This is a genomic window from uncultured Campylobacter sp., from assembly GCF_905372745.1.
Lineage (GTDB): Bacteria > Campylobacterota > Campylobacteria > Campylobacterales > Campylobacteraceae > Campylobacter_A.
In genome coordinates this window covers 1-20426 of record NZ_CAJPQR010000020.1, presented here as the reverse complement: position 1 = coordinate 20426, position 20426 = coordinate 1, and the positions used below count along the sequence as shown (strand labels likewise).

Annotated in this window: 21 protein-coding genes and 1 pseudogene; 6 read left to right on the top strand and 16 right to left on the bottom strand. The window is 46.3% G+C overall.

Annotation, left to right across the window (positions count from 1 at the left end):
* Nucleotide 1: 1 nt before the first annotated feature.
* Nucleotides 2-346 (bottom strand): ribonuclease P protein component, encoded by a 345-nt coding sequence (gene rnpA, locus QZ157_RS06915; protein ID WP_295143591.1) that lies wholly within the window; start codon nt 344-346, stop codon nt 2-4.
* Entirely contained in the window at nt 334-468 is a 135-nt protein-coding gene (gene rpmH / locus QZ157_RS06910; protein ID WP_002946826.1) for a 50S ribosomal protein L34, read from the bottom strand. Before rpmH ends, rnpA begins: the two co-directional genes overlap by 13 nt.
* Before the next feature lie 136 nt (nt 469-604).
* Between rpmH and QZ157_RS06905 the strand changes: the two genes are divergently transcribed.
* Genes QZ157_RS06905 through QZ157_RS06895 form a run of 3 tightly spaced genes read left to right on the top strand, consistent with a single transcriptional unit; the run spans nt 605 to nt 2946 of the window.
* Entirely contained in the window at nt 605-1081 is a 477-nt protein-coding gene (locus tag QZ157_RS06905) for a GNAT family N-acetyltransferase (protein WP_295143545.1), read from the top strand.
* A gap of 39 nt (nt 1082-1120) precedes the next feature.
* On the top strand, nt 1121-1750 hold the full coding sequence (locus QZ157_RS06900) for a uracil-DNA glycosylase (protein WP_295143542.1): 630 nt from the start codon (nt 1121-1123) through the stop codon (nt 1748-1750).
* A complete protein-coding gene (locus QZ157_RS06895) occupies nt 1747-2946 on the top strand; it encodes a hypothetical protein (protein ID WP_295143539.1) in 1200 nt (399 codons plus the stop codon). Before QZ157_RS06900 ends, QZ157_RS06895 begins: the two co-directional genes overlap by 4 nt.
* Here the strand turns inward: QZ157_RS06895 and QZ157_RS06890 are convergent.
* The 14 genes and pseudogenes from QZ157_RS06890 to QZ157_RS06825 all read right to left on the bottom strand — a co-directional run bounded on the left by QZ157_RS06890 (nt 2934) and on the right by QZ157_RS06825 (nt 17514).
* Nucleotides 2934-3332 (bottom strand): YbgC/FadM family acyl-CoA thioesterase, encoded by a 399-nt coding sequence (locus QZ157_RS06890; protein WP_295143536.1) that lies wholly within the window; start codon nt 3330-3332, stop codon nt 2934-2936. The two genes, QZ157_RS06895 and QZ157_RS06890, sit on opposite strands and share 13 nt — an antisense overlap.
* Before the next feature lie 11 nt (nt 3333-3343).
* A complete protein-coding gene (locus QZ157_RS06885; RefSeq protein WP_295143533.1) occupies nt 3344-4432 on the bottom strand; it encodes a hypothetical protein in 1089 nt (362 codons plus the stop codon).
* A gap of 334 nt (nt 4433-4766) precedes the next feature.
* Nucleotides 4767-5279 (bottom strand): threonine/serine exporter family protein, encoded by a 513-nt coding sequence (locus QZ157_RS06880; protein ID WP_295143530.1) that lies wholly within the window; start codon nt 5277-5279, stop codon nt 4767-4769.
* Entirely contained in the window at nt 5272-6054 is a 783-nt protein-coding gene (locus tag QZ157_RS06875; RefSeq protein ID WP_295143527.1) for a threonine/serine exporter family protein, read from the bottom strand. The genes QZ157_RS06880 and QZ157_RS06875 overlap by 8 nt, the downstream gene beginning before the upstream one ends.
* A complete protein-coding gene (locus tag QZ157_RS06870) occupies nt 6051-6518 on the bottom strand; it encodes a DUF4149 domain-containing protein (RefSeq protein WP_295143524.1) in 468 nt (155 codons plus the stop codon). The genes QZ157_RS06875 and QZ157_RS06870 overlap by 4 nt, the downstream gene beginning before the upstream one ends.
* A 155-nt stretch (nt 6519-6673) precedes the next feature.
* A complete protein-coding gene (prmC, locus tag QZ157_RS06865; RefSeq protein WP_295143522.1) occupies nt 6674-7522 on the bottom strand; it encodes a peptide chain release factor N(5)-glutamine methyltransferase in 849 nt (282 codons plus the stop codon).
* Nucleotides 7509-8714 carry a M48 family metallopeptidase gene (locus QZ157_RS06860; protein WP_295143520.1) on the bottom strand — a complete coding sequence of 402 codons (1206 nt, stop codon included), beginning with the start codon at nt 8712-8714 and terminating at the stop codon, nt 7509-7511. The genes prmC and QZ157_RS06860 overlap by 14 nt, the downstream gene beginning before the upstream one ends.
* An 8-nt stretch (nt 8715-8722) precedes the next feature.
* Nucleotides 8723-9844 (bottom strand): WD40 repeat domain-containing protein, encoded by a 1122-nt coding sequence (locus QZ157_RS06855; RefSeq protein ID WP_295143517.1) that lies wholly within the window; start codon nt 9842-9844, stop codon nt 8723-8725.
* A 5-nt stretch (nt 9845-9849) separates the two neighbouring features.
* Nucleotides 9850-11211, bottom strand: a complete 1362-nt coding sequence (locus tag QZ157_RS06850; protein ID WP_295143513.1) for a sodium-dependent transporter — start codon at nt 11209-11211, stop codon at nt 9850-9852.
* 169 nt (nt 11212-11380) lie between these two features.
* A complete protein-coding gene (locus QZ157_RS06845) occupies nt 11381-13321 on the bottom strand; it encodes a BCCT family transporter (protein ID WP_295143510.1) in 1941 nt (646 codons plus the stop codon).
* Nucleotides 13322-13578: 257 nt separating this feature from the next.
* A pseudogene (locus tag QZ157_RS06840) lies at nt 13579-13665 on the bottom strand (hypothetical protein); the annotation flags it as partial.
* 145 nt (nt 13666-13810) lie between these two features.
* The gene (locus QZ157_RS06835; protein WP_295143508.1) at nt 13811-14257 is read right to left on the bottom strand and encodes a hypothetical protein; all 447 of its coding nucleotides are present in this window, start codon (nt 14255-14257) and stop codon (nt 13811-13813) included.
* The gene (abc-f, locus tag QZ157_RS06830) at nt 14254-16194 is read right to left on the bottom strand and encodes a ribosomal protection-like ABC-F family protein (protein ID WP_295143505.1); all 1941 of its coding nucleotides are present in this window, start codon (nt 16192-16194) and stop codon (nt 14254-14256) included. Before abc-f ends, QZ157_RS06835 begins: the two co-directional genes overlap by 4 nt.
* 9 nt (nt 16195-16203) lie before the next feature.
* Nucleotides 16204-17514 carry a sodium-dependent transporter gene (locus tag QZ157_RS06825; protein ID WP_295143502.1) on the bottom strand — a complete coding sequence of 437 codons (1311 nt, stop codon included), beginning with the start codon at nt 17512-17514 and terminating at the stop codon, nt 16204-16206.
* Between the two features lie 165 nt (nt 17515-17679).
* Between QZ157_RS06825 and QZ157_RS06820 the strand changes: the two genes are divergently transcribed.
* The 3 genes from QZ157_RS06820 to QZ157_RS06810 are packed head-to-tail and all read left to right on the top strand — an operon-like array spanning nt 17680 to nt 20324.
* Nucleotides 17680-18999, top strand: coding sequence for an MATE family efflux transporter (locus tag QZ157_RS06820; RefSeq protein ID WP_295143500.1), 1320 nt, complete (start codon nt 17680-17682; stop codon nt 18997-18999).
* Complete coding sequence (locus QZ157_RS06815; protein ID WP_295143497.1) at nt 18975-19796, top strand: SprT family zinc-dependent metalloprotease; 822 nt, start codon at nt 18975-18977, stop codon at nt 19794-19796. Before QZ157_RS06820 ends, QZ157_RS06815 begins: the two co-directional genes overlap by 25 nt.
* Before the next feature lie 45 nt (nt 19797-19841).
* Complete coding sequence (locus QZ157_RS06810; protein ID WP_295143494.1) at nt 19842-20324, top strand: sel1 repeat family protein; 483 nt, start codon at nt 19842-19844, stop codon at nt 20322-20324.
* Nucleotides 20325-20426 lie beyond the last annotated feature (102 nt).

The window sequence follows — 20426 nt, the reverse complement described above, 5'->3', positions numbered from 1 at the left end:
TTCATATGCCTGATTTTATACATCCGAGTTTTTTCATAGCCCAAGAGATATTTTTTTTGAGCTTTAAAAACGAGCTTTTCTCTAGCCCGTTTTTAACGACTATCACGTAAATGCCGTCCGCAAGCTCATTTGAAATCTCGACTACGACCGCTCGCAAAAGCCTTTTACATCGGTTGCGAACGACGGCTTTGCCCACCTTTTTGCTGGCTACGACGGCTAATTTGTTTTCATTGCAAGGCTTAAAAAAGACTATCGCCTCCTCGCAGTGCCATTTGACGGCCTCTTTGTAGATGCTTGAAAACTCCTTTTGGCTGCTTATAGAGCTAAATTTGCTTAAACGGCCAATCTTGCTCTACCTTTTGCGCGTCTTGCGTTTAGCACTTTGCGGCCGTTTTTGGTTTTCATGCGGACGCGAAACCCGTGAGTGCGTTTTCTAGGGGTTTTATGAGGTTGGTATGTTCTTTTCATAAATTTTTCCTTATGGTGATTTTGATATAAGTCGGTGATTTTATCAACAAATCGCTTAAAATCCTTTTAATAAATTTTTAAACTTCGTTTTAAAATAATAAAAATATAATCGCTCATTAAAATTTAGGAGAAAATTTTGCCTTACGTTATTAGAAAAGCATCCAGGGCCGACGTCTCGGCCGTTTGCGAGCTGGTTAAAGAGCTGGCCGCGTACGAAAAAATGAGTGATGATGTCAAATTTACGCCGGAAATTTTTGCCGAGTCTGTTTTTGAGAAAAACTACGCCAAGATTTTAGTCTGCGAAACAGAGGGTAAAATCATAGCCTACGCGATATATTTTTACACCTTTTCCACTTTTTTGGGACTTGGCGGGATGTATTTGGAGGATTTGTACGTCCAAAAAGAGCATCGCAACAAAGGCATAGGAAAAGAGTTTTTTAGGCATCTAGCTCAAATTTGTAAGGACGAAAATCTCCAACGTCTCGAGTGGGCGTGCCTGCACTGGAACGAGCCCGGCATCAAATTTTACGAAAAAATGGGTGCGAAAAACCAGTCCGAGCAGTGGCGAAACTACCGCTTAGAGGGCGAAAATTTAAGCAAACTTGCGCTTTGATTTATCTGTTTTTAACGCCCTTTTGGATATCATCGCGCGATGAGTTACGCAAACGAAATTTTAAGAGAGCTTTACTATCTGAGGGCGTTCGGGTATAAATTCGCCGATTTTTCGCCTTCGTCCGCGGCCTTGCCAAGTAGCCTTGCCGAACTAAACGCGAGCATCAAAGAGTGCAATCTATGCGAGCTTTGCAAGAGCGCAACCCACGCGCTAACGGGCCTTGGAGATAAAAGCGCTAAAGTAGTTTTCGTATTTGACGCGCCAAACGCCGCCGAGGACGCGAGCGGAAAGTTTTTAGTAGGCGACGATAAGTTTTTACAAAATTTAAATGAACTGGCCGGACTAAAAAAGGACGAAATTTACGTCACGAGCCTGTTAAAATGCAAGCCCGCCGCCAAAGCTCCGGCAAGCGCTTACGAGCTTTGCGAGCCGTATTTTAGCGCAGAAGCCCGTCTAGTAGCGCCAAAACTCATCGTAGCGCTAGGCGAAGAGGTCTTTTACAAAATGATAAAACAAAGCGCGCAAAGCTTTGAGGCAATAAGGGGAAACATAATGAAATTTAAGCACTCGGCCTTGCTAGCGACTTATTCGCCAAGCGTCGTAGCAAAAAATCCAAGCAAAAAAGAGCTGTTTTTCAGCGATTTAAAAAAGATAAAAGAGTACCTATGAGAAAAATTTTAACCGCTTTACTGATCTGTTCGGCGCTGTTTGCCAGGAGCGAAAAGGCCTCCGATATACCGCCGGCGAGCGAAGTTTATATAAATTTAGAACCGGCAAAGTGCGACGATGCCTGCTTGCTTGATCTCGTTAAAGAAGGTCTTTTGCACAGCTTGTTGGCTCGCTACGAAAACAGCTCGAATCAAGAAATTTTGCAAGCCATTAACGCTCTAAGCAGCCCCTATGCAAACGCGGGCGGCGAAAGCCTGACGCCAAGCTCAAACGCCGAGTTTAAAATCGCCGTCATCATCCCGCAAGATAGCATAAAAAGCTACGCCGGCGTCGTCTCAAACGCGGTTATCGCCTATATCGTCAGGCAAAACGCCGCTATCGACGTTAAATTTTACAACATCGGCAACGAAGCCCCAAGCGCTATCGACGGCGCCCTAACACGCGCTAAAAGCGAAAATATCGCCTATATCATCGCGCCGTTTACGCCTGTGGGCGCAAAATATCTAAACGAGGTTTTAGACCCCGCCATGACGGCTTTCGTGCCGACTCTGCACATCTCTAGCGTCGATTCGCCGCAGGATAATTTGATATTCGGCGGTATAGACTACAAAGGACAAGTCGAGAAGCTGCTAAATTTCTCAAACGGCCAAGTCGCGGCGTTTTCTGACGGCAGCGCGCTAGGAGCGGCGCTAAATCGCTATGCGGACGAGCTTAGCGGCGGGCTAGCCTATGAAAACGAGATCGCAAGCGGCGCGACCGATCTAAAGCCGATATTATCCGGTAACTCAAGGCTAAGCGGCGCGACCGTTTTTCTAAACGTTCCGCTAGTAAAAGCCTCGATGGTAAGCTCCCAAATGCGCCTTTACGACGTCAAATTTAACGCTCTTTTAAGTACCCAGATCAACTACGCGCCGAGTATCTTTAAACTCACGCAACCGCAAGATAGAGAAAAGCTCTACATAGCAAACTCGATTTCTAAAACCGACGGCGCGCTGGACTCAAATAACGAAATTTTGGGGCAAAATTTAAACTTCAACTGGGTGGGTTACTCCGCTAGCGCCGGGCTTGACTACATCTACGCAACCTACCTAAACCGCAGCGCGCAGAGGCTTTTTAGCGAGAGCGTCGAGGACTCGCAGATCATATACGATACAAAGGTTTTAAAAGCCGGCGAATACGGCTTTTACGAGCAATAAGAGGAGAGAAAATCAACTATCTTCTCGCTCATCTTAGCAGGCTTCAGGTTGCTAACAAACGCGACCTCGACGTCCGCTTCAAAGACGAGCTCGGGTTCGCATTCTCCGCTTAAATTTGCGATTTTATAAATTTTTTGATTTATGAGCGCGGAGGCTTTTTTCAGGCTTGCTACGCTCGTTTTTACCTCGAGTAGATCGCCAAGGACGGCGGGCTTTTTAAATTTCGCCCGAATCTCGCTCACGACAAAATGCCCATCCTTGCTAAAAGGCTTAACATCTGAGCCAAAAAACATCTCGCTGCGCGCCCTTTCGCAGTATTTTATATAGTTTGCGTGATAGACTATACCGCCAGCATCGGTATCTTCGTAGTAGATTCGTATTTTCAAGGCTGCTCTCCTTAGGCTTTTAGATCAAGCCCTATTTTACCTAGTTTTCTTAAAAGCTCCATTATATCCGTTCCCTTTTCCTGTTCGGCTTTCAGAAAATTCTCGAAAAACTCGCGTCTAACGTCTTTATCTACGTAAGTCTTGCTTTTGCTAGTGGCTTGGATGGGTTTAAATTTATTCTCTTCGGGCGTTTCTTTGGTGGCTTGATCGCTTGCCGTACCCTCATTTAGAGCTATATTTTGTAGTACGTCTGCGATACTCTCGCCTTTTTTAAACGCATCTTTTAAGAAATTTAAAAACTCTTTTTTAGTTGTTTCATCTGCGTAGCTCGCCTGTTTTACCATCTCTTGTCCCCAAAAGACTGCAGGCCGTTTTCCTGATATCTGGTCGAAATTTAGCTTGCCGTCTTTGAGCGATATTTTGACCTTTGCATTCTCTCCTAGTATCTTTTCGGCGGCAACCTCAAGCCATTTATCTTTAAATTTTTCCAAATCCATATCGGAGTCTAGTAGGTTTGCCATATCGACCGCCATTTTAAGTCCGGCACCCTTCGTATGACCAACGCCAAAGCCTCCTAGATCCACATTAAACGCGCTCATAAACCCGTCTACGCTAAAAACATCGTTTTCCATGCTTGAATTACTTTGCAAGACCTTCGTGCTATCTATAAATTTCTTTAGCTCTGCTACCTCGTCCTTGCTCATACTTGGATCAAGCCCGTTTATCTTGCCCCACATGCTGATTTTATCATCTTCCGTATAGCCACTTAGCGAATACGCCTTACGTGCAACCACGGGATCATAAGGTTTATATACCGGTTTTTTAAAGCCCATTTTTATAGCAAGAAGCCTATTTTGCTGCTTGTCGTTTAGTTTTGAAAACTCTACGTTTTGCGCCCAAACGGCAAGCTCGTTTTCGTCCAGTTCGTCGGGATCGAGAGCATAATAATCAATAGGTTCGGTCAAATTTGATCGAGACGGCGCCAAATTTGAGGTTAAATTTATAGCCTCTTTTTCCTCGCGTGCTTTTAAATTTCGCTCATGAGCGCTACTAAAATCATAATTTACGTTTGCGTTAAATCCGTTTACGCCGCTTATCATTTTTAATCCTTTAAAACGAGTTTTAAGCTATATCGGCAAATTTGAAAAAAATTTAGGGTAAAGATAAGAAAGGCTATCAAATTTAGCCAGGTTTTGAGAGATAAATTTATTACAAATTTTACGGATTACCAAATTTGAACGTAAAAAAGATAAGCGGAAGCACGCGAGATAATACACCGCTCAAAAACCAAACGAAAGCGTCTTGTGATGAATTAGTAAATTTCATCCCAAGACTAGGCGTGTAGTCTGTCGCAGGACGAAATTTACGTTCTGCTTACAGTTGCGAGTGTAGCGAAGCAAAAATCATTTAAAAGCACGTAAAAGACGCGTAAAATTACTTTTCCGTTAACTCGCACTTAGCGCCTCTAGTTATCATCAGCGACTGATCGTAAAACAAAATAAGCACCACCGAAACGCCCACTCCAAGCGCTAGCGAGACCGTCGTGGTCGTGATCGAGTTATCGAAAAATATGATTAGGTATTCGTTTTTCTTAGCGATATCAGGCTCGTTTAGAAACGAAAACAGCGCCAAAATTCCCTTATACGCGTAAACTCCCGGCACCATCGGCAAAAGCGCCGGAAATGCGATGATCTCGGCGGGCACTTTGAGCCGTTTGGCAAAGAGCATACCTAAAATCCCGCTTAAAAATGAGACGATGAGAGTAGCGACGCTGATGTTAAAAAATCCCATCTGCATGATCCAAAAGCGGCTAGCGTGCGCAAATGCCGCAAGTAGCGCACAAAAGGCGAGAGTTCTTTTTGGCGGAGAGCTAGCGTAGGCAAAACCAAGCCCCGCCACCGCGGCAAAAGCGCCGTCTATAATAGTCGCAGTCAAAAGCTCAAACATGTAAAATCTCCGCATTGCTAAGCGAGAGCGTGATATAGACGCCCACTGCTATGCAAAGTATCAGGATGCCCGTACTCACGGCTCTACTGATGCCTACAAGCGTGTTGTCATTTAAGATATCAAAGACCGAGTTTATGAGAAAAACGCCCGGCATCAAAAAGAGTATCGACGAGCCGATCGCGACGTCGCTAGTGTGCGTAAAGCCGTAAAATACGCCAAGATAGGCGATAAAAGAGACGACGAACGAGGTCAAAACGTACTGGATTTTTAAATTTACGCCCATTTTAGCAAGTGCAAATCTAAGGCTATAGCCAACGAGCGTCGCAAAAAATACGCATACGACCGAGCCAGCATCGCCGCCAAAAAGCTTGCAAAACGCCGCATTTGCAAGGCTTATTAAAATAAGCGAGCTTGCAAATTTATTCGCCCCGATACGCATGACGCCCTCAAACTGCTCTTTGGCTTCATCCAAGCTCAAATTTTCATCCAAAATCCGCCAGCTAAGCGACGAAAGCTCGGAAATGCGGTTAAAGCTCACCTGCCCTAGCGGGATCTTTTTTACGTAGGTTCGGCGCAGGGAGTTGTCGGCCGAGTCCATCACGCTAATCGTAAAATACTTCACGAAAATCGTCACGCTAACGTCGTAACTGTAGCGCCTAGCGACGCGGTCTACGCACTTTTCGACGCGCGCGGTGTAGGTACCCGCGCTCACCATCGCACTCGTGTAGTCAGAGAGAAAATCGGTTAAAATTTGGATATCTGGCTTTGCGCTCATTTTTGGGCGGTTTTAAATTTGATAAAAAACAAAGCTAGCTGTGCGAACAACATCAGCTTCATCGTCCATTCGCTAGCCACGTGCATCTGCGCAAACTCGGCCGTCTGCGTCGCCGCCTCGCCAGCGGTCTGCGCGTCCATGATGAAAGGCGTGAAGTAAAATACGAACGAGAGCGCGAGGGCTAAATTTATCGCACAAAGCATACCCATGCTAAATTTAGCGCCGAATTTAACGCTAGATCTAAACGAAGCAAGCTCGCAAAGCGCGATCAGGACGCTAACGGCTAGCAAGGCGTAGTTAAATTTGACAAATATCGTAGCCATCAGTTTGCCGCTTTGAAACTGCGTGAGTACGCCCTCACCAAGTATGCTCTGCGGATAAAAAATCGTCGGCGCAACCAGAGCGCCCAGAGCTAGCTCAGTGCCGATGAGCGCACCCAAAAGTAAAAAATAAACGCTTTTCATAATTTTCCTTTTTTTGATTTACTGCACGCATTTTAGGGTTATAGCATTTAAAATTCGCTAAATTTGAGCAAGAAAGGCGGAAATTTGCGAGCTATAAATTTGACGCAAGCTCGGTCAAATTTGGTTTATCGCCAAAGCCCAAACCGCGCGCAAATTTAGAAATTTGCAAATATATTTCGCGCGACGAATCCGCGGTCAAACCCCGCTAAATCCTTGTAAAACTCAGCCTCGAACCCATTAAATTTAAGCGCGCTTTGCATACTTTCTTGCTGATCGTAGCCCATCTCGCAGGCTAGGTATTTTACGCCGCGATTTTTAGCGACAAAGATAATGTTTTTTAAGATCTCATCGCCCGCCGCGCCGCCAAACAGCGCCTCGTGCGGCTCGTTTAGTACGAATTTATCAAGCTCGTAGTCCTGTGCGATGTATGGCGGATTTGAAACGAGCAGGTCAAATCGCCCGTAAATTTGATCCAGATACGCGCATTTTATGAACTCTATTTTGTTCTCTACGCCAAATTTCGCGGCATTCTCGCGAGCTAAATTTAACGCATCATCGCTGATATCGGAGGCTATGATTTTGGCGTTTGAGTTTAGCGCGAGGCAGATACTGATTATCCCGCTTCCGACTCCTATCTCAGCTACTAGGGGCGACTCGCCGCGAACAGGTAAATTTGATAAAATCTCAAGAGATTTTTCGACTAAAATTTCAGTCTCGGGGCGCGGGATCAAGACGCTCTTTTTTACGTTAAAACTAAGCCCGTAAAAGCCCGCCTCGCCCGTTATATACTCTAGCGGCTCGTGATTTGCGAAGCGTTTTGCTAGCGCAAAATATCCGTCCGCATCCTCTAGCTCGCGGTTTAAATTTAAAAATATCCACTCGATTTTTACGCCGAGGTGTCGCATCAAAAGCGCCTTGGCTACGCGCGCCGGATTTGCGCCGCTTATCTCGCACGCGGGCGCGATCTGCGAAGAGGCGGCCTTTAGCGCGTCATTTACCGTCATTTTCCAGCTCGTTTATACGCTCAAAGAGGCTTGGGTGCGAGTGATAGACGAACGCGTAGAGCGGATGAGCCTTCGGGAAGGCCTTGTTTTCGGAGCCTAGCTTTTTTAGCGCGCTTATCATGTCGGCTTTGTTTGAGACGTCGCCTGCGAATTTATCGGCGCCAAATTCGTTCGCGCGGCTAAAATACGAGCTAACGGGCGAAAATAAAAACCCGAAAATCGGCGAAAAAAGTAGCAAAAACACGATCGTTCCGCCGCCTGCCGGACTGAGTCCCAGCGCTCCATACGCCGCATCAGGGATGTTGCCGAATATAAAAAACATCGCAAAAAGCATAACCGCGCTTAGAGCGATCATTTTTAGGATATCTTTGTGCTTAAAGTGCCCGAGCTCATGCCCCAAAACGGCGATTATCTCCTCTAAACTTAGTTTTTTAACGAGCGTGTCGAAAAGCACCACGCGCTTAGTTGCGCCAAGGCCGCCGAAATAGGCGTTTAAGCGGTTGTCGCGCTTGCTAGCGTCTATCGTATAAACGCCGCTACTTTTAAAGCCACACTGCGTCAAAAGCCCTTCTATACGGCTTTTTAGCTCGCCCTCTTCTAGCGGCTGCATTTTGTTAAAGATAGGCGCGATAAGCGTCGGGTAGATGAGATTTATCACGAGCGCGACCGCGAAGCTCAGCAAAAACGCCCAAAACCACCAAAAATCGCCCAAAAATCTAATGCAAAGCAGCACCAGCCACACAAACAGCGTGCCAAACACCAACGTTAGCGCGAGCGTTTTTGCTAGATCAAGCGCGAAAATTTTGGGCGTTACGTTTGAAAAGCCGAGCCTTTTATCTTTGACGAAGGTTTCGTAGATATTTAGCGGTAGCTCCAGTAGCGACGAGATGATCAAAAAGCCCATCACAAAGACGATATGATCCCTCAGTTCTTCCGTTTTATAGGCGCTTTCATACATCTCGCCAAGCCCCCAGCACGCCCACATCACAAATATCGCGGCGTGATAAAGCAGGCTAGCTATCTCAAATTTTTGATTCGTTATCGCTGCCGCGGCGGCTGATTCGTACTCGCCCTGCTCTAGCACGACGGCGGGCTTTTTCGCCTCTGCGCGGATGAAGTTTATCTGTAAAATCGCCAAAGTAGCCTTTACGGCAACGTAAAAAAAGTAAACCCCAAGCAAAAAATAAAACATATCTTTCCTTAAATTTTATAAAGACTAAAGCAGCCGTAGTCGGTGCGCACGGCTAAAAATTCCTCGCCGTTTATGCGCTCAAATTTGGCCTCGCAGCGTTTCACGACGTGCGAGAGCTCAAAGATAAGCCGCAAATTTCCGCTTTTTAGATCGATGATGCGGGCTTTGTCGTAGCTAATTAGCGCGAGTCTCGAACCGTCCTTGCTAACGCAAATCTTCTGAGCCTTGGCACACTCGCCCCGCAACCACGTGGGAGTTTGCCGCGAGCCTGCCGCGTCAAAAAAGACTAGACCGCCATTGTAATACTCCCTGCCTAGCAGCGAGCCGTCATTTAAAAAACAAACGTCGCTAAGCGCGCCGAAGTCCTCTTTTATCTCGTTTAAAATTTCTCCATTTAGCGCGTTAAAAATTTTGATCTCGTTTTGCTTACAGCTTAGAGCTAGCTTTGAGCCGTCCGTGCTAAGCGCTATGCAAAACGCAGCTCCGCAGCCCGAGTCAGTTTTGTATTTGCCAAGAGACGAAAAACCCCCGTCTCGCAAAACGTAAATTTGGCCGTAAGCCGCAAATGCCGCAGCATCGCCAGACGCGTAAACGCAGCTCGTAATATCGCCGTTTCTTTTTATTTTTAGCTCTTTAAAGACGTTTGTAAATTCTCCCGTTTGTGGGTTAAATTTAAAAATATCGTGATCTAAGTCCAGCAGCAAATTTTCGCCCGCGCACTCCGCGTGCCACGCAAGCGGCTTTGGCAGGATGATATCGCCTCTTATCGCTCCGTCTGCGCTCAGCCTAGTTAGAAAATCTACCGAGTCCTCTTCTTCGTAGCCGCCGCATTTGTAGACGAAAAACTCGCCGCCCGCGCCAGCAAAGGTTAGCGCGCCCGTGTATCCGCCGCCGATATAGACGTGCAAATTCGCTTCGCCGGCTTTCGTGTTCGCATTTTGCAGGATGTAGCCTTTTTTCAGGCTCTCCCACTCCTTTTTCACGCAGGCTTTTTGCGCCTCGCCAGCGCTAGCAAACTCCTTTTGCGTCTGCCTCGTTTTGCCGTTTTTGATGCTCTCGCTAAGTAAAATTTGACCTTCTACGCGCAAATTTAGGCGATCGCCGTTAGCTAAATTTATGAGACTTGCCATCAAATTTACTTTAAAAAATTATCGTAAAACGAGCTGATAAAAAGCACCAAAATGATAAACGGCACGACGAATTTGATATACCAAAACCAGATGTTTACGAGTTTTGCATATTTTTCGCTGCCTTGCATTATCTCGCGTTTTGCTTCGTCTTTTAGCACCCAGCCGACAAATATCGCGCACCCAAGCGAGGTCAGCACGAAAAATATCGTAGCGCTGATGGCGTCGTATGCGTCAAAGATATTTTTACCGAAAATTTTAACGTCCGCAAGCAAATTCGTAGCCATCAAGGACGGTAAATTTCCAAATATAAATATCGTGCTTAGAACCAGCAAAATCGCGCTTTTGCGTTTTATTTTAAATTTTTCCTGAAGCGTCGTAATGATAACCTCGTAGATCGGCAGCGAGGTCGTGAGCGCAGCGATCATCAGCAGCGCAAAAAACGCCACCGCAAAAAATCCGCCAAAAGGCATATGCGAAAAAACGATCGGCAAGCTCTTAAACACGAGGCTTGGGCCGCTATCGGGAGATACGCCGTAGCTAAAGAGCGACGGAAATATCATAAAGCCCGCAAGCACGGCGATGAGGGTGTTTAGGATGCCCGTGATGATAGAGATTTTAACCAGCCCTTCGTCCTTTTTAACAAAGCTTGAAAGCGTGATCATCACGCCAAAACCAAGCGAAAGCGCGAAAAATACCTGCCCCAAAACCTCGACGAAAAGCTTTAAATTTATCTTTGAAAAATCTGGCGTGAGGTAAAATTTAACCCCCTGTGCCACGCCATCTAAGGTCAAGTTTTTTACGATCATCACGATCATCAGCACGAAAAGTAGCGGCATGAGGTACTTCGCCGAGCGTTCTATTCCGCCGACGGCGCCCTGAACCAAGATCGCGTAGTTTACGAGTACGAACACGAGCGTCGCAAAGCTAATAGCCAGCGGATCGCTAACGATATTTTGCTCGTAAAACGCACTCGTAGCCTCAAAGCTCAGCACCTGCGAGAGATCTAGCATACCAAATGCGATCTGCGCGATGTAGTTTAGCACCCAGCCGCCGATAACCATGTAGTAGGCCATGATACCAAATGCCCCAAGCAGCCCCATCCAGCCCACGATTTTCCACGCCGGATTTATATTTTTACCGCCGAATGCATCCACGGCGTTGCATTTTAGGCGTCTGCCGATCGCATTTTCAGCCAAAATCATCGGTATACCGATCACTATCATCGCGATACAAAACACGAGTACGTAGGCGCCGCCGCCGTTTTGCCCGACTAGATACGGGAAGCGCCACGTCGCGCCAAAACCGACCGTAGCTCCTGCAACGGCTAAAATGTATGTGAGCTTTGAACTCCACGATTTTCTATCCATCTGTATACCTTTGTGAAAAATAGGGATTATATAAAAATTTTATTTAAAGTTTTTAGAACCATCTTTAAAATTTAAAACAAATCCGGATTAAAATCGGTAAATATTATTAGAAAAAGGCTGTTTGGCATAAATTTAAAGGCGCAAATTTCTGCAAATTTACGCCAATTTTTTATTTTCTAACGACATGCAAGAACTGCATATGTTTGCGGTATTGCTCGACGACGTCGTTTATCAGAGTGGCCTCGCTCCAACCAAGCACGTCGTAGTCTTGACCGCCCTCTTTTAGATATACCTCGGCTCTGTAATAAAGATCGTCGCCCTCAAGCTCTCTAGTGTAGTCCGGGCTCTGGCTTTTGGTGAGATATACGCCGTATCTAAAATCCATCTCGTCGCCAAGTCCGACGTTTAAATTTACGAAATTTTCAGCTTTTGTTACATTTGCCTCAAGGCCGTTTTTGGCAAATTCCTCTTTTAGCTCGTTAAAGGCTTTTAGCACGACTTCGTTTAAAAATTTCTTGCCATCTTTCTTGCCTGGCAGCGTAATGATCGCACTTAGGCGCTCTTGCCACGGCTTTGAAAGATCACTAAGAGGCATGTTGTTAAAGTTATTTGTCTCTTTTTTGGTCACATCGACGCGCAGCGCCTTAAATAGCCCGTAAATGGCGCCAAGTAGCACTATGGCAAACGGCAACGCCGTAGTTATCGTAAGTGCTTGAAGCGAGCCAAGGCCGCCGGCTAGCATCAAAAATGCCGCCACGACGCCCACCGTAACGCCCCAAAAGACCTTTTGCCAAACCGGCGTATCGTCCTTGCCGTTTGAGCAAAGCATGTTCATCACGATCGCCGCTGAGTCGGCCGAAGTGATGAAAAATATGACGATCATAAAGACTGCGATCGTGCTTAGCAAGCTTGAAAAGCTAAATTTTTCTAAAAACATAAAAAGCGCCGAAGCCGAGTCGGAATTTACGGTCGTTGCAAGCTCGCTAAATCCGCCCTGAACAAGCGCGATCGCCGAGTTGCCAAAAAAGCTCATCCAAGCAAATGTAAAGCCGGTTGGCACGAAAAGCACGCCGATCACAAATTCTCTTATCGTCCTACCCTTTGAAATTTTAGCTATAAATAGCCCCACAAACGGCGACCAAGATAGCCACCAAGCCCAGTATAGCAGCGTCCAACCGCCAAGCCAGCTCTCGTTTTGCCTCTCGTAGGCGTAGAGGTTAAAGGTGTTTGAAATAAGCGTCGATACGTAGTCGCCGCTGTTTTGCACAAACGACTTCAAAAGCTGCGTCGTATCGCCTAAAAATAGTATCAAAAACATAAAACAAATGGCTAGCGCGATATTTGAGTTTGATAAAATTTTAATCCCCTTATCCACGCCGCTTGCCGCTGAGATGGTCGCTGCAAAACAAAGCACTATTAGAAGCGTAATATGCATAGTCGGCAGGCCAAAAACGTGCGTAAGGCCGGCATTTACCTGAAGTACGCCGTATCCTAGCGAGGTCGCTACGCCAAAAAGCGTCGCTACGACGGCAAATGTGTCGATGGCGTTGCCGATCTTGCCGTAAATTTTATCGCCGATGATCGGATAAAACGCCGATCTAAGCGTGAGCGGCAAGCCGTGCCTGTACGAGAAAAAGGCAAGGATTAACGCCACGATGGCATAAACCGACCATGCGCCCATACCCCAATGAAAGAAGGTGATATTCATCGCAAGCTTTTGCGCTGCGATAGTTTGTGCGTCGCCGAGCGGCGGATTTAGATAGTGCATGAGCGGCTCAGCCACGCCAAAAAACACAAGCCCGATGCCCATGCCGGCGGCAAAAAGCATAGAAAACCACGAGATATTTTTGTGCTCCGGCTTTACGTGATCGGCCCCCAGTTTGATCTCGCCAAGCTTGCTAAAGCCAAGGATGATGATGCTTAGAAGTATGACGGCGACGGCCAGGATGTAAAACCAGCCAAATTTGGCCGCGATGTAGTTTTGCATACCTTTAAAAAACTCATTTGAGAAATTTGGAAATATTGCTGCAAATGCCGTTATTAAAAATATGACGACAAGCGATGGGATAAATACCGAATTGTTAAATTTCGACCTTTGAAATTTGATCATTTTTCTCCTTTTTTGTAAATTTCAGCTTCATTTCAAAATAACGAAAAAAAGTAAATGGGTCAAATTTGCTCCTTAAATTTTGGGCTAAATTTAAGGAGCAAAGCACCTAAAAAAGGCGCTTTAAAAATTTACGTTAAATTTATCCGCAATCCCTCTTTGCACCCCTAGCTTTTGAAACGCCAAAGATGATCGCAAGGATAAAAACTATACAAATGTGATATAAAGTATGGCGGTCGGCCTCTCTACTTCGATGCGAGATATCGCCACGTCGCGCTAAAGCCCACGGTCGCGCCCGCAACAGCCAAAATATACGTTATTTTCGAATTCCAAGTTTTTCTATCCATCATAAACCTTTTAATAAAACACGAAATTATATAAAAAATTTGATTAAAATTACGGGCAAACTGCGGTAATTTGGGTTAAATTTTTAATCTTTTCTAAATTTTAGGCCTAAATTTAAGCGGACTAAACGTAAATTTAAGCCTAAAATCAAGTAAAATATCTCAAAATTTTAAATTTTCCTATCGCATGGTAAGCTAGCGACCAAACAAGGAAGCAAATGCCAATAAGCCTAATAACATCGGTAAAATCGCGAATCTCAAATCTGCCAGTAATCAAAGAAAAAATCACTCCGCCTGCGATACAAAGAGCAAGAAGCGCCAGCGAGATAAAAACCGCAATGTTCATGATTTTTGCCGTCATGCTCTTGTTTTCGCTATTTTTAGCCAGGGTTTCAAGCAGGGTTATTCTATTTATAAAGCCGTCTCTTTCGTACTCTACGCGCACGAGGTCGCCCTGTTCCAGACTAAAATCCGCCGAAAAAACGCCGCTAAATTTAATCCCGTCCAGCTCAAAACTAGCGCCGATAAACTCGTCTCGCTTAATCGTGCGTAAATTTAGAGCGCTAACTCTGCCCGTTTTAGTTAATTTTTTCAAATTTGCTCCAAATTTTCGGCGATTTCCAAGACTTCAAAGTATTCGTTCTCTAGCGTTTCAAGCTCGTTTTTAGCGGCCTCTAGGTCGTTATAAAGCGCGGTTAGGCCGATTTGCTGATAGATTTTAGGATCGCTAAGGCCCGCGTTTAGCTCTTTTATCTTAGCTTCCAGCGCGGCGATTTTCTCGGGGTGCGAGGATAAAATTTGCGTTTGCTTGTAGCTTAGCTTGGCGCTTGTTTTGCTCTTTTGTTTTTGCGCTTGCTCGGCTTCGCTCGCTAGGCTTGCTTCAAATTTACCAAGCTCGGCTAATTCGTCTTCTAGTTCGAGATAGACGCTGTACTCTTGATGCAGCACCTCGATCGCCGTCCCCTCAAATGCCCAGAGCTTGTGCGCGATCTTATCGACGAAGTATCGGTCGTGGCTAACGATGATTATGGCGCCTTCAAAGCTTTGCAGATAGTCCTCAAGGATGTTGATAGTAGCGATATCTAGGTCGTTTGTGGGCTCGTCTAGTACGAGCACGTCGTACTCCTTGCTAAAAAGTAGCGCCAGTGCCACGCGGTTTTTCTCGCCGCCGCTTAGCACGCCGATAGGTTTATCGAGGAATTCTTTAGGAAATAGGAAATTTTTAAGGTAACCGTAGACGTGCATATTTCGCCCGCGCACCATGACGTGATCGCCGCCGTTTGGGCAAAAGGTCTCGATGAGGCTCTTATCGTCATCCAGAGCGCTTCGCGACTGATCAAAGTACCCCACTCGCACCTCGCCGCGCTTGATCTCGCCGCTGCTAGGCTTTTCAAACCCGAGTAAAATTTTAATAAGAGTGCTTTTGCCGCTGCCGTTTCGTCCGACTATCGCGATGCGTTCGCCTTGCAGTACTCTAGCGTTAAAATCGCTAAAAAGCTGCTTGCCGCTGATAGTTTTGCTTAATTGTTTGATCTCAAAGAGCATTTTTTTGCGGTTTATGCTTTGAGTTTGATTAAAATTTTTACTCGCTCGCTCAAGCTCGAGCCTAACACGGCGTATAACGCCCGGATTTTTCTTAGCCTCTTCGCGCATGGCTAGCACTCGCTCTTTGCGTCCTTCGTTGCGCTTTAGACGCGCTTTGACGCCGCGGCGCAGCCACTCCTCCTCGGCTTTTAGCTGTTTTAGCAACGTCTCGTGAGATTTGGCTAGGCTGGCTAGGATTTCCTCTTTTTTGGCTAGATAGTTTGCGTAACCGCCGTCAAACGATGCCAGCGCGCCCTCCTCGATCTCGACGCTTCTAGTTGCCAGCGCGTCGATAAAGTAGCGATCGTGCGAGATAAAAACTATCGTCTGACGCGAGCTTTTTAGCATATCCTCTAAAAATCTCACCATATAAACGTCAAGGTGATTGGTAGGCTCGTCAAGCAGCAAAACATCGGGCTTTTTAAGTATCAGCGCGCCCAGAGCCACGCGGCGTATCTCGCCTCCGCTAAGGCTAGAAACAGCGCGGTTTTCGTACTCTTTTAGTTTAAACTCCTCCAGCACGCGCTCGATCTTGCGCTCGATCTGCCAGCCGTCTTTTGCTTCGATAAATTTGATTAGTTCATCTTGCCTAGCATTTAGTTCTTTATTTTGCGGATCGCGGCCGAGCGCTTCTAGTACCGCGGCATACTCGCCCATAGCGTCAAAGATCTCTTTTAGCTCCAAATTTAGCGCGTCTTTTACCGTCGCCGCATCGTCAAATTTGGGATTTTGCGCGAGCATTTCTACTTTCACGCCGCCTTGCAGGATACGCCTGCCGCTATCAGGCTCTAGCGAGCCCGCGACTAGTTTCATCAGCGTGCTTTTGCCGCTGCCGTTTTTGCCGATGATAGCGATACGCTCGCGCTCGTTTACGCTTAGGCTTATTTTGTTTAAAATTTCATTGGGGCCGAATTTTTTACTAACTTCGATTAGATCTATGAGTGCCACGCGCGCGCCTTAAAACGATATATGCATGCTAAGCGCGATGATACAAAGCGTAAGCGCCATCGGCACGTATATATATCTGCCCGTAAAATACCACAGCGCGCCTTGCTTTTTTGCCGCGCCGGTATTTATCTCGTCCATGATTTCTTCTTTTTTGATGACCCAAAACCACGACACTGCGCCGATCACCGCGCCGATAGGAATGATGTAGATAGACACGAAGTCCATCCACGGCCCCCAGCTGGTTATGGCTTCCATATTTACGCCGATACCAAAGCACACCGCGCAAAGCAAAATTAGCACGACGCCGCGCTTTAGCTTAGGAAATTTGTGCATTATCGACTCGGCGACGACTTCAAACATATTTTGTAGCGACGTCACGCCGCCAAAAATCACCGCCGTAAATAAAATAATCGCAAAAATTTGGCCTCCGACCATGTCTTGTAAAATTTTAGGCAGCGTTACGAAAAGTAGTCCGGGGCCCGCCGCGGGATCCATGCCGTAGGCAAAGACCGCAGGCAGCATCACAAGCGCCGCCGTCATCGCTGCGATCGTATCAAAGATCGCCGTTTTTTGCGCGCTATCGACGATATCTTCGTCTTTATGCAAATACGCGCCGTAAACTATCATACCAGAACCCGTGATAGATAGCGAGAAAAACGCCTGACCCATCGCCGACACCCATACCATAGGATCAGCTAGCTTGCTCCAGTCGCTGTGAAAGATAAATTTATACCCGCCAAACGCCCCGTCTAAAAACGCCACCCTAATCGCTAAAATAAAAAATAGAATAAAAAAAAGCGGCATCATGATTTTGCCGGTTTTTTCGATACTGTGCGCGCCGAAAAATAGCGTAAATAGCGTGCCGGCAACGACGATAAAATGAAACGGCACGACCGAATAGGACGAAAACGCAAAGGAGTCAAACCAAGTGTTCGTATCCACGGTCATAAGCGAACCCGTGATTGCCTGAAACAGCGCCTTTAAAACATACGCGATGATGACTGCGTAGCCAGTAGCTATACACATGGAGCCAGCCAGAGGTATCCAGCCTAAAATTTTACCGAAAGTTCTACAGTTTCGACTCTTCCAGGCGTATTCATAGGAGCCTAGCGTACCGGTTTTAGCGCGTCTACCGATAGCATACTCCGCAGATAGCCCGACGTAGGAAAATATCGCGATAAAAAGCACGTAAATAAGCAAAAATGCGCCGCCGCCGTTCGAGCCGACTTTATACGGGAAGCCCCAGACGTTTGCCATGCCCACGGCAGAGCCCACGCAGGCGATGATAAAGGCCCATCTAGAGGTAAAAGTTTTATGCATTTTGACGTCCGTTCGTAGTAGATTTTTTAAATTATACTTGATTAATCTAATAAAAAGATTATGCCCGCCGACCGAGCAAGCCCGCCGCGCCGCCTTAAAACGCTTTAAATTTATATTTGGATATAATCGCGCGTTATTTAAAATCCACGTTACAAAAGAGAAATTATGAATTTATCGCTCAAAAAGCTTACTATACCGATATTTTTAGATATGTTTTTGCACTTTGTTACGCTCATCATAAACACCTACATGGTGACTAAGGTCAGCGTCCATTTAGTGGGCGCTATGGGCGCGGGCAATCAAGTCATGGATTTATTTATGACGATCTTTAACTTTTTGAGCGTCGGCTGTTCGGTCGTAGTCGCGCAGGCTCTAGGCGCTAAAAATATAAATTTAGCCAAACGCGTCATACATGCTAGCATCACGTTTAATACGATAATCGGGCTTTTTAGCGCGGTTTTTATTTACTTTTTCGGATTTGAAATTTTAGAGCTTTTAAACGTCCCGCAGCAGCTTAGACAGGAGAGTTTTGGCTACCTGCACATGCTAGGCGTAGCGCTTGCTTTTGACGGTATCGGCATGGTGCTAGCAGCCGTGCTTCGCGTCTACAACTTCGCCGCCGCCGTCATGCTAGTCTCGCTTTTAATGAACATCATTACTCTATGCGGCAACGCTATCGCGCTTTTTGGCTGGCTAGGACTGCCAAACTACGGCCTCTACGGCGTCGCGGTCTCGACGGTCGCGGGACGACTAGTGGGCGTTATCGTGCTATTTTTGATCCTTACCCGCTACGCCAAAGTCAAAATTTTCTTTAAACGTCTATTTAGCCTGCCGTTTGCGATCTTGCGTAAAATTTTATCCGTCGGGCTTCCGAGTGCCGGCGAAAATTTGCTCTGGATGGCGCAGTATATGGTGGCTTTTGGCTTTGTGGCGAGCATGGGCGAGGCTAGCTTAAACGTGCAAACCGTTTATTTTCAGATCACGCTTTTAATCCTACTTTGCGGAGCCAGCATCAGCGTGGCAAACGAAGTCATCGTGGGGCATTTAGTGGGCGCGATGAGATTTGACGAGGCCTACTCGCGCACTTTCCGCGCGCTAAAAATCGGCGTTTTTGCCTCGCTTTGCGTCGTATCGGTCGCGTATTTTTGCAAATTTGAGATAATGGACGCGCTAAATTTAACGCCCGCACTCAAAGAGATCATGCTGCCGCTTTTTACCCTTTCTATCGCGCTTGAGACGGGTCGAACATTTAACATCGTCATCGTAAACGCCCTGCGCGCGAGCGGGGATGCTAAATTTCCGCTGATGACTGGCGCGGTGTTTATGTGGGGCGTGAGCCTGCCGCTGGGATATTATCTAGGCATAGTGCAGGGCATGGGAATCATCGGCGTTTGGATCGGATTTACCGCCGACGAGTGGCTGCGCGGGCTCGTAAATACCTGGCGCTGGAGAAGCAGAAAATGGCAATCAAAACGCCTCGTGTAAAAACCGTTAGCGTAAAATGCGGCGAATTTGACGTCGCGCTAAATTTTAAAAAAGGCGTCAAAACAACCCGCCTAAAGGTCTCCAAATCAGGCGAAATCTCGGTCTCGCTGCCCTTTTACGCCGCGCAAAAATATGCGCTAGAGTTCGTGCAAAAACACTACGACTGGCTAAAATCTGCTCGCGAGAAAACGCTAGCAAATTTGCCGCGTGAGGATGAATTTAGGCTGCTGGGCGAGGTTTACCGTATCGTGCTAGAACCGAATTTAAAGGGCGTAAATTTGATACGTTTTACAAGCGACTCAGGAGTTTTTGACGGCTTAAATTTGAGCTCAGAGGGGCTAGACCCGCACCTTTACGGCGCTAAATTTGACGGAGAATTTAGCGCGATTAAATTTAACGCACAGCCTGGCGAGACTAAATTTGCTAGCGCGGACGGGCGTAAATTTGACGGCGAAATTTACGCTGCGAGTTTAGCTGCGCTAGAAAATTATAAAAAAGCTTTTGCGAGGCGCATTTACGAGCATTTTATAGCTAAATTCGCTCCAACCGTAAACCGCAAAATAAACCGCGTCGTCGTGCGCAAAATGACCACGCGCTGGGGTAGCTGCAACTCGCGCAAAGGCTATATAAACTTAAGCCTAAATTTGATCGAAAAAGCCCCAGAGCTAGTCGAATACGTCGTGCTTCACGAGCTTGCCCACCTGATCTACCCCCACCATCAAAAAAGCTTTTATAGCTTCATCGCGGCCTTGATGCCAGACTTTAGGTCGAGAGAAAAACGGCTAAACAAAAAATAATTTTAAATATGCTAAAATAGAATATTTTAAATTTAAAGGGAGATAATGAAAAAAATTCTAATGCTAGTTGCCGCGGTTTTTGCTCTGGGCGGCGATTTCGAGGACGGCATAAAAGCCTACGAAAGCTCAAATTTAACCGTAGCTCGCAACAAATTCATATCCGCTTGCGACGCAAACGATGCGCAGGCCTGCGCAAGAGCCGGTGCGCTCTATCAGCTAGGCAAAGATATCTTGCCCGATCCTAAAAAAGCGCTTGAGCTATACGAAAAAGGCTGTGAACTAGGCGCTAAAGAAGCCTGCTCGGGCGCCGGCGGGATATACGTGTCTAGCGACAAAGAAAAAGCGCGCGCTCTGCTAAATAAAAGCTGCGAACTTGGCGACGGATTTGCGTGCGCGACTGCGGGATCGTATCTGCTAGAGGAGAAAAAATTTAAAGACGCCTACGCTCTTTTTGAGAAGGCTTGCGAGCTAAAAGACAAGTTAGGATGCGAATTTGCAGGCGATCTAAAACGCTCAAAAAGACTTTAATTTTCCTTACTCGGGTTAAATTCGGTAATCAAATTTAACCCGAACTTAGTTTATTTTATATCGCGACTTTAAAAACCAAAAAAATAATCTATTTTAAATTAT

Coding starts and splice junctions, on each gene's coding strand:
- rpmH (WP_002946826.1), bottom strand. CDS start 468: ATGAAAAGAACATACCAACCTCATAAAACCCCTAGAAAACGCACTCAC.
- QZ157_RS06900 (WP_295143542.1), top strand. CDS start 1,121: ATGAGTTACGCAAACGAAATTTTAAGAGAGCTTTACTATCTGAGGGCG.
- QZ157_RS06895 (WP_295143539.1), top strand. CDS start 1,747: ATGAGAAAAATTTTAACCGCTTTACTGATCTGTTCGGCGCTGTTTGCC.
- QZ157_RS06885 (WP_295143533.1), bottom strand. CDS start 4,432: ATGATAAGCGGCGTAAACGGATTTAACGCAAACGTAAATTATGATTTT.
- QZ157_RS06880 (WP_295143530.1), bottom strand. CDS start 5,279: ATGTTTGAGCTTTTGACTGCGACTATTATAGACGGCGCTTTTGCCGCG.
- QZ157_RS06875 (WP_295143527.1), bottom strand. CDS start 6,054: ATGAGCGCAAAGCCAGATATCCAAATTTTAACCGATTTTCTCTCTGAC.
- QZ157_RS06870 (WP_295143524.1), bottom strand. CDS start 6,518: ATGAAAAGCGTTTATTTTTTACTTTTGGGTGCGCTCATCGGCACTGAG.
- prmC (WP_295143522.1), bottom strand. CDS start 7,522: ATGACGGTAAATGACGCGCTAAAGGCCGCCTCTTCGCAGATCGCGCCC.
- QZ157_RS06860 (WP_295143520.1), bottom strand. CDS start 8,714: ATGTTTTATTTTTTGCTTGGGGTTTACTTTTTTTACGTTGCCGTAAAG.
- QZ157_RS06855 (WP_295143517.1), bottom strand. CDS start 9,844: ATGGCAAGTCTCATAAATTTAGCTAACGGCGATCGCCTAAATTTGCGC.
- QZ157_RS06850 (WP_295143513.1), bottom strand. CDS start 11,211: ATGGATAGAAAATCGTGGAGTTCAAAGCTCACATACATTTTAGCCGTT.
- QZ157_RS06845 (WP_295143510.1), bottom strand. CDS start 13,321: ATGATCAAATTTCAAAGGTCGAAATTTAACAATTCGGTATTTATCCCA.
- QZ157_RS06825 (WP_295143502.1), bottom strand. CDS start 17,514: ATGCATAAAACTTTTACCTCTAGATGGGCCTTTATCATCGCCTGCGTG.
- QZ157_RS06820 (WP_295143500.1), top strand. CDS start 17,680: ATGAATTTATCGCTCAAAAAGCTTACTATACCGATATTTTTAGATATG.
- QZ157_RS06815 (WP_295143497.1), top strand. CDS start 18,975: ATGGCAATCAAAACGCCTCGTGTAAAAACCGTTAGCGTAAAATGCGGC.
- QZ157_RS06810 (WP_295143494.1), top strand. CDS start 19,842: ATGAAAAAAATTCTAATGCTAGTTGCCGCGGTTTTTGCTCTGGGCGGC.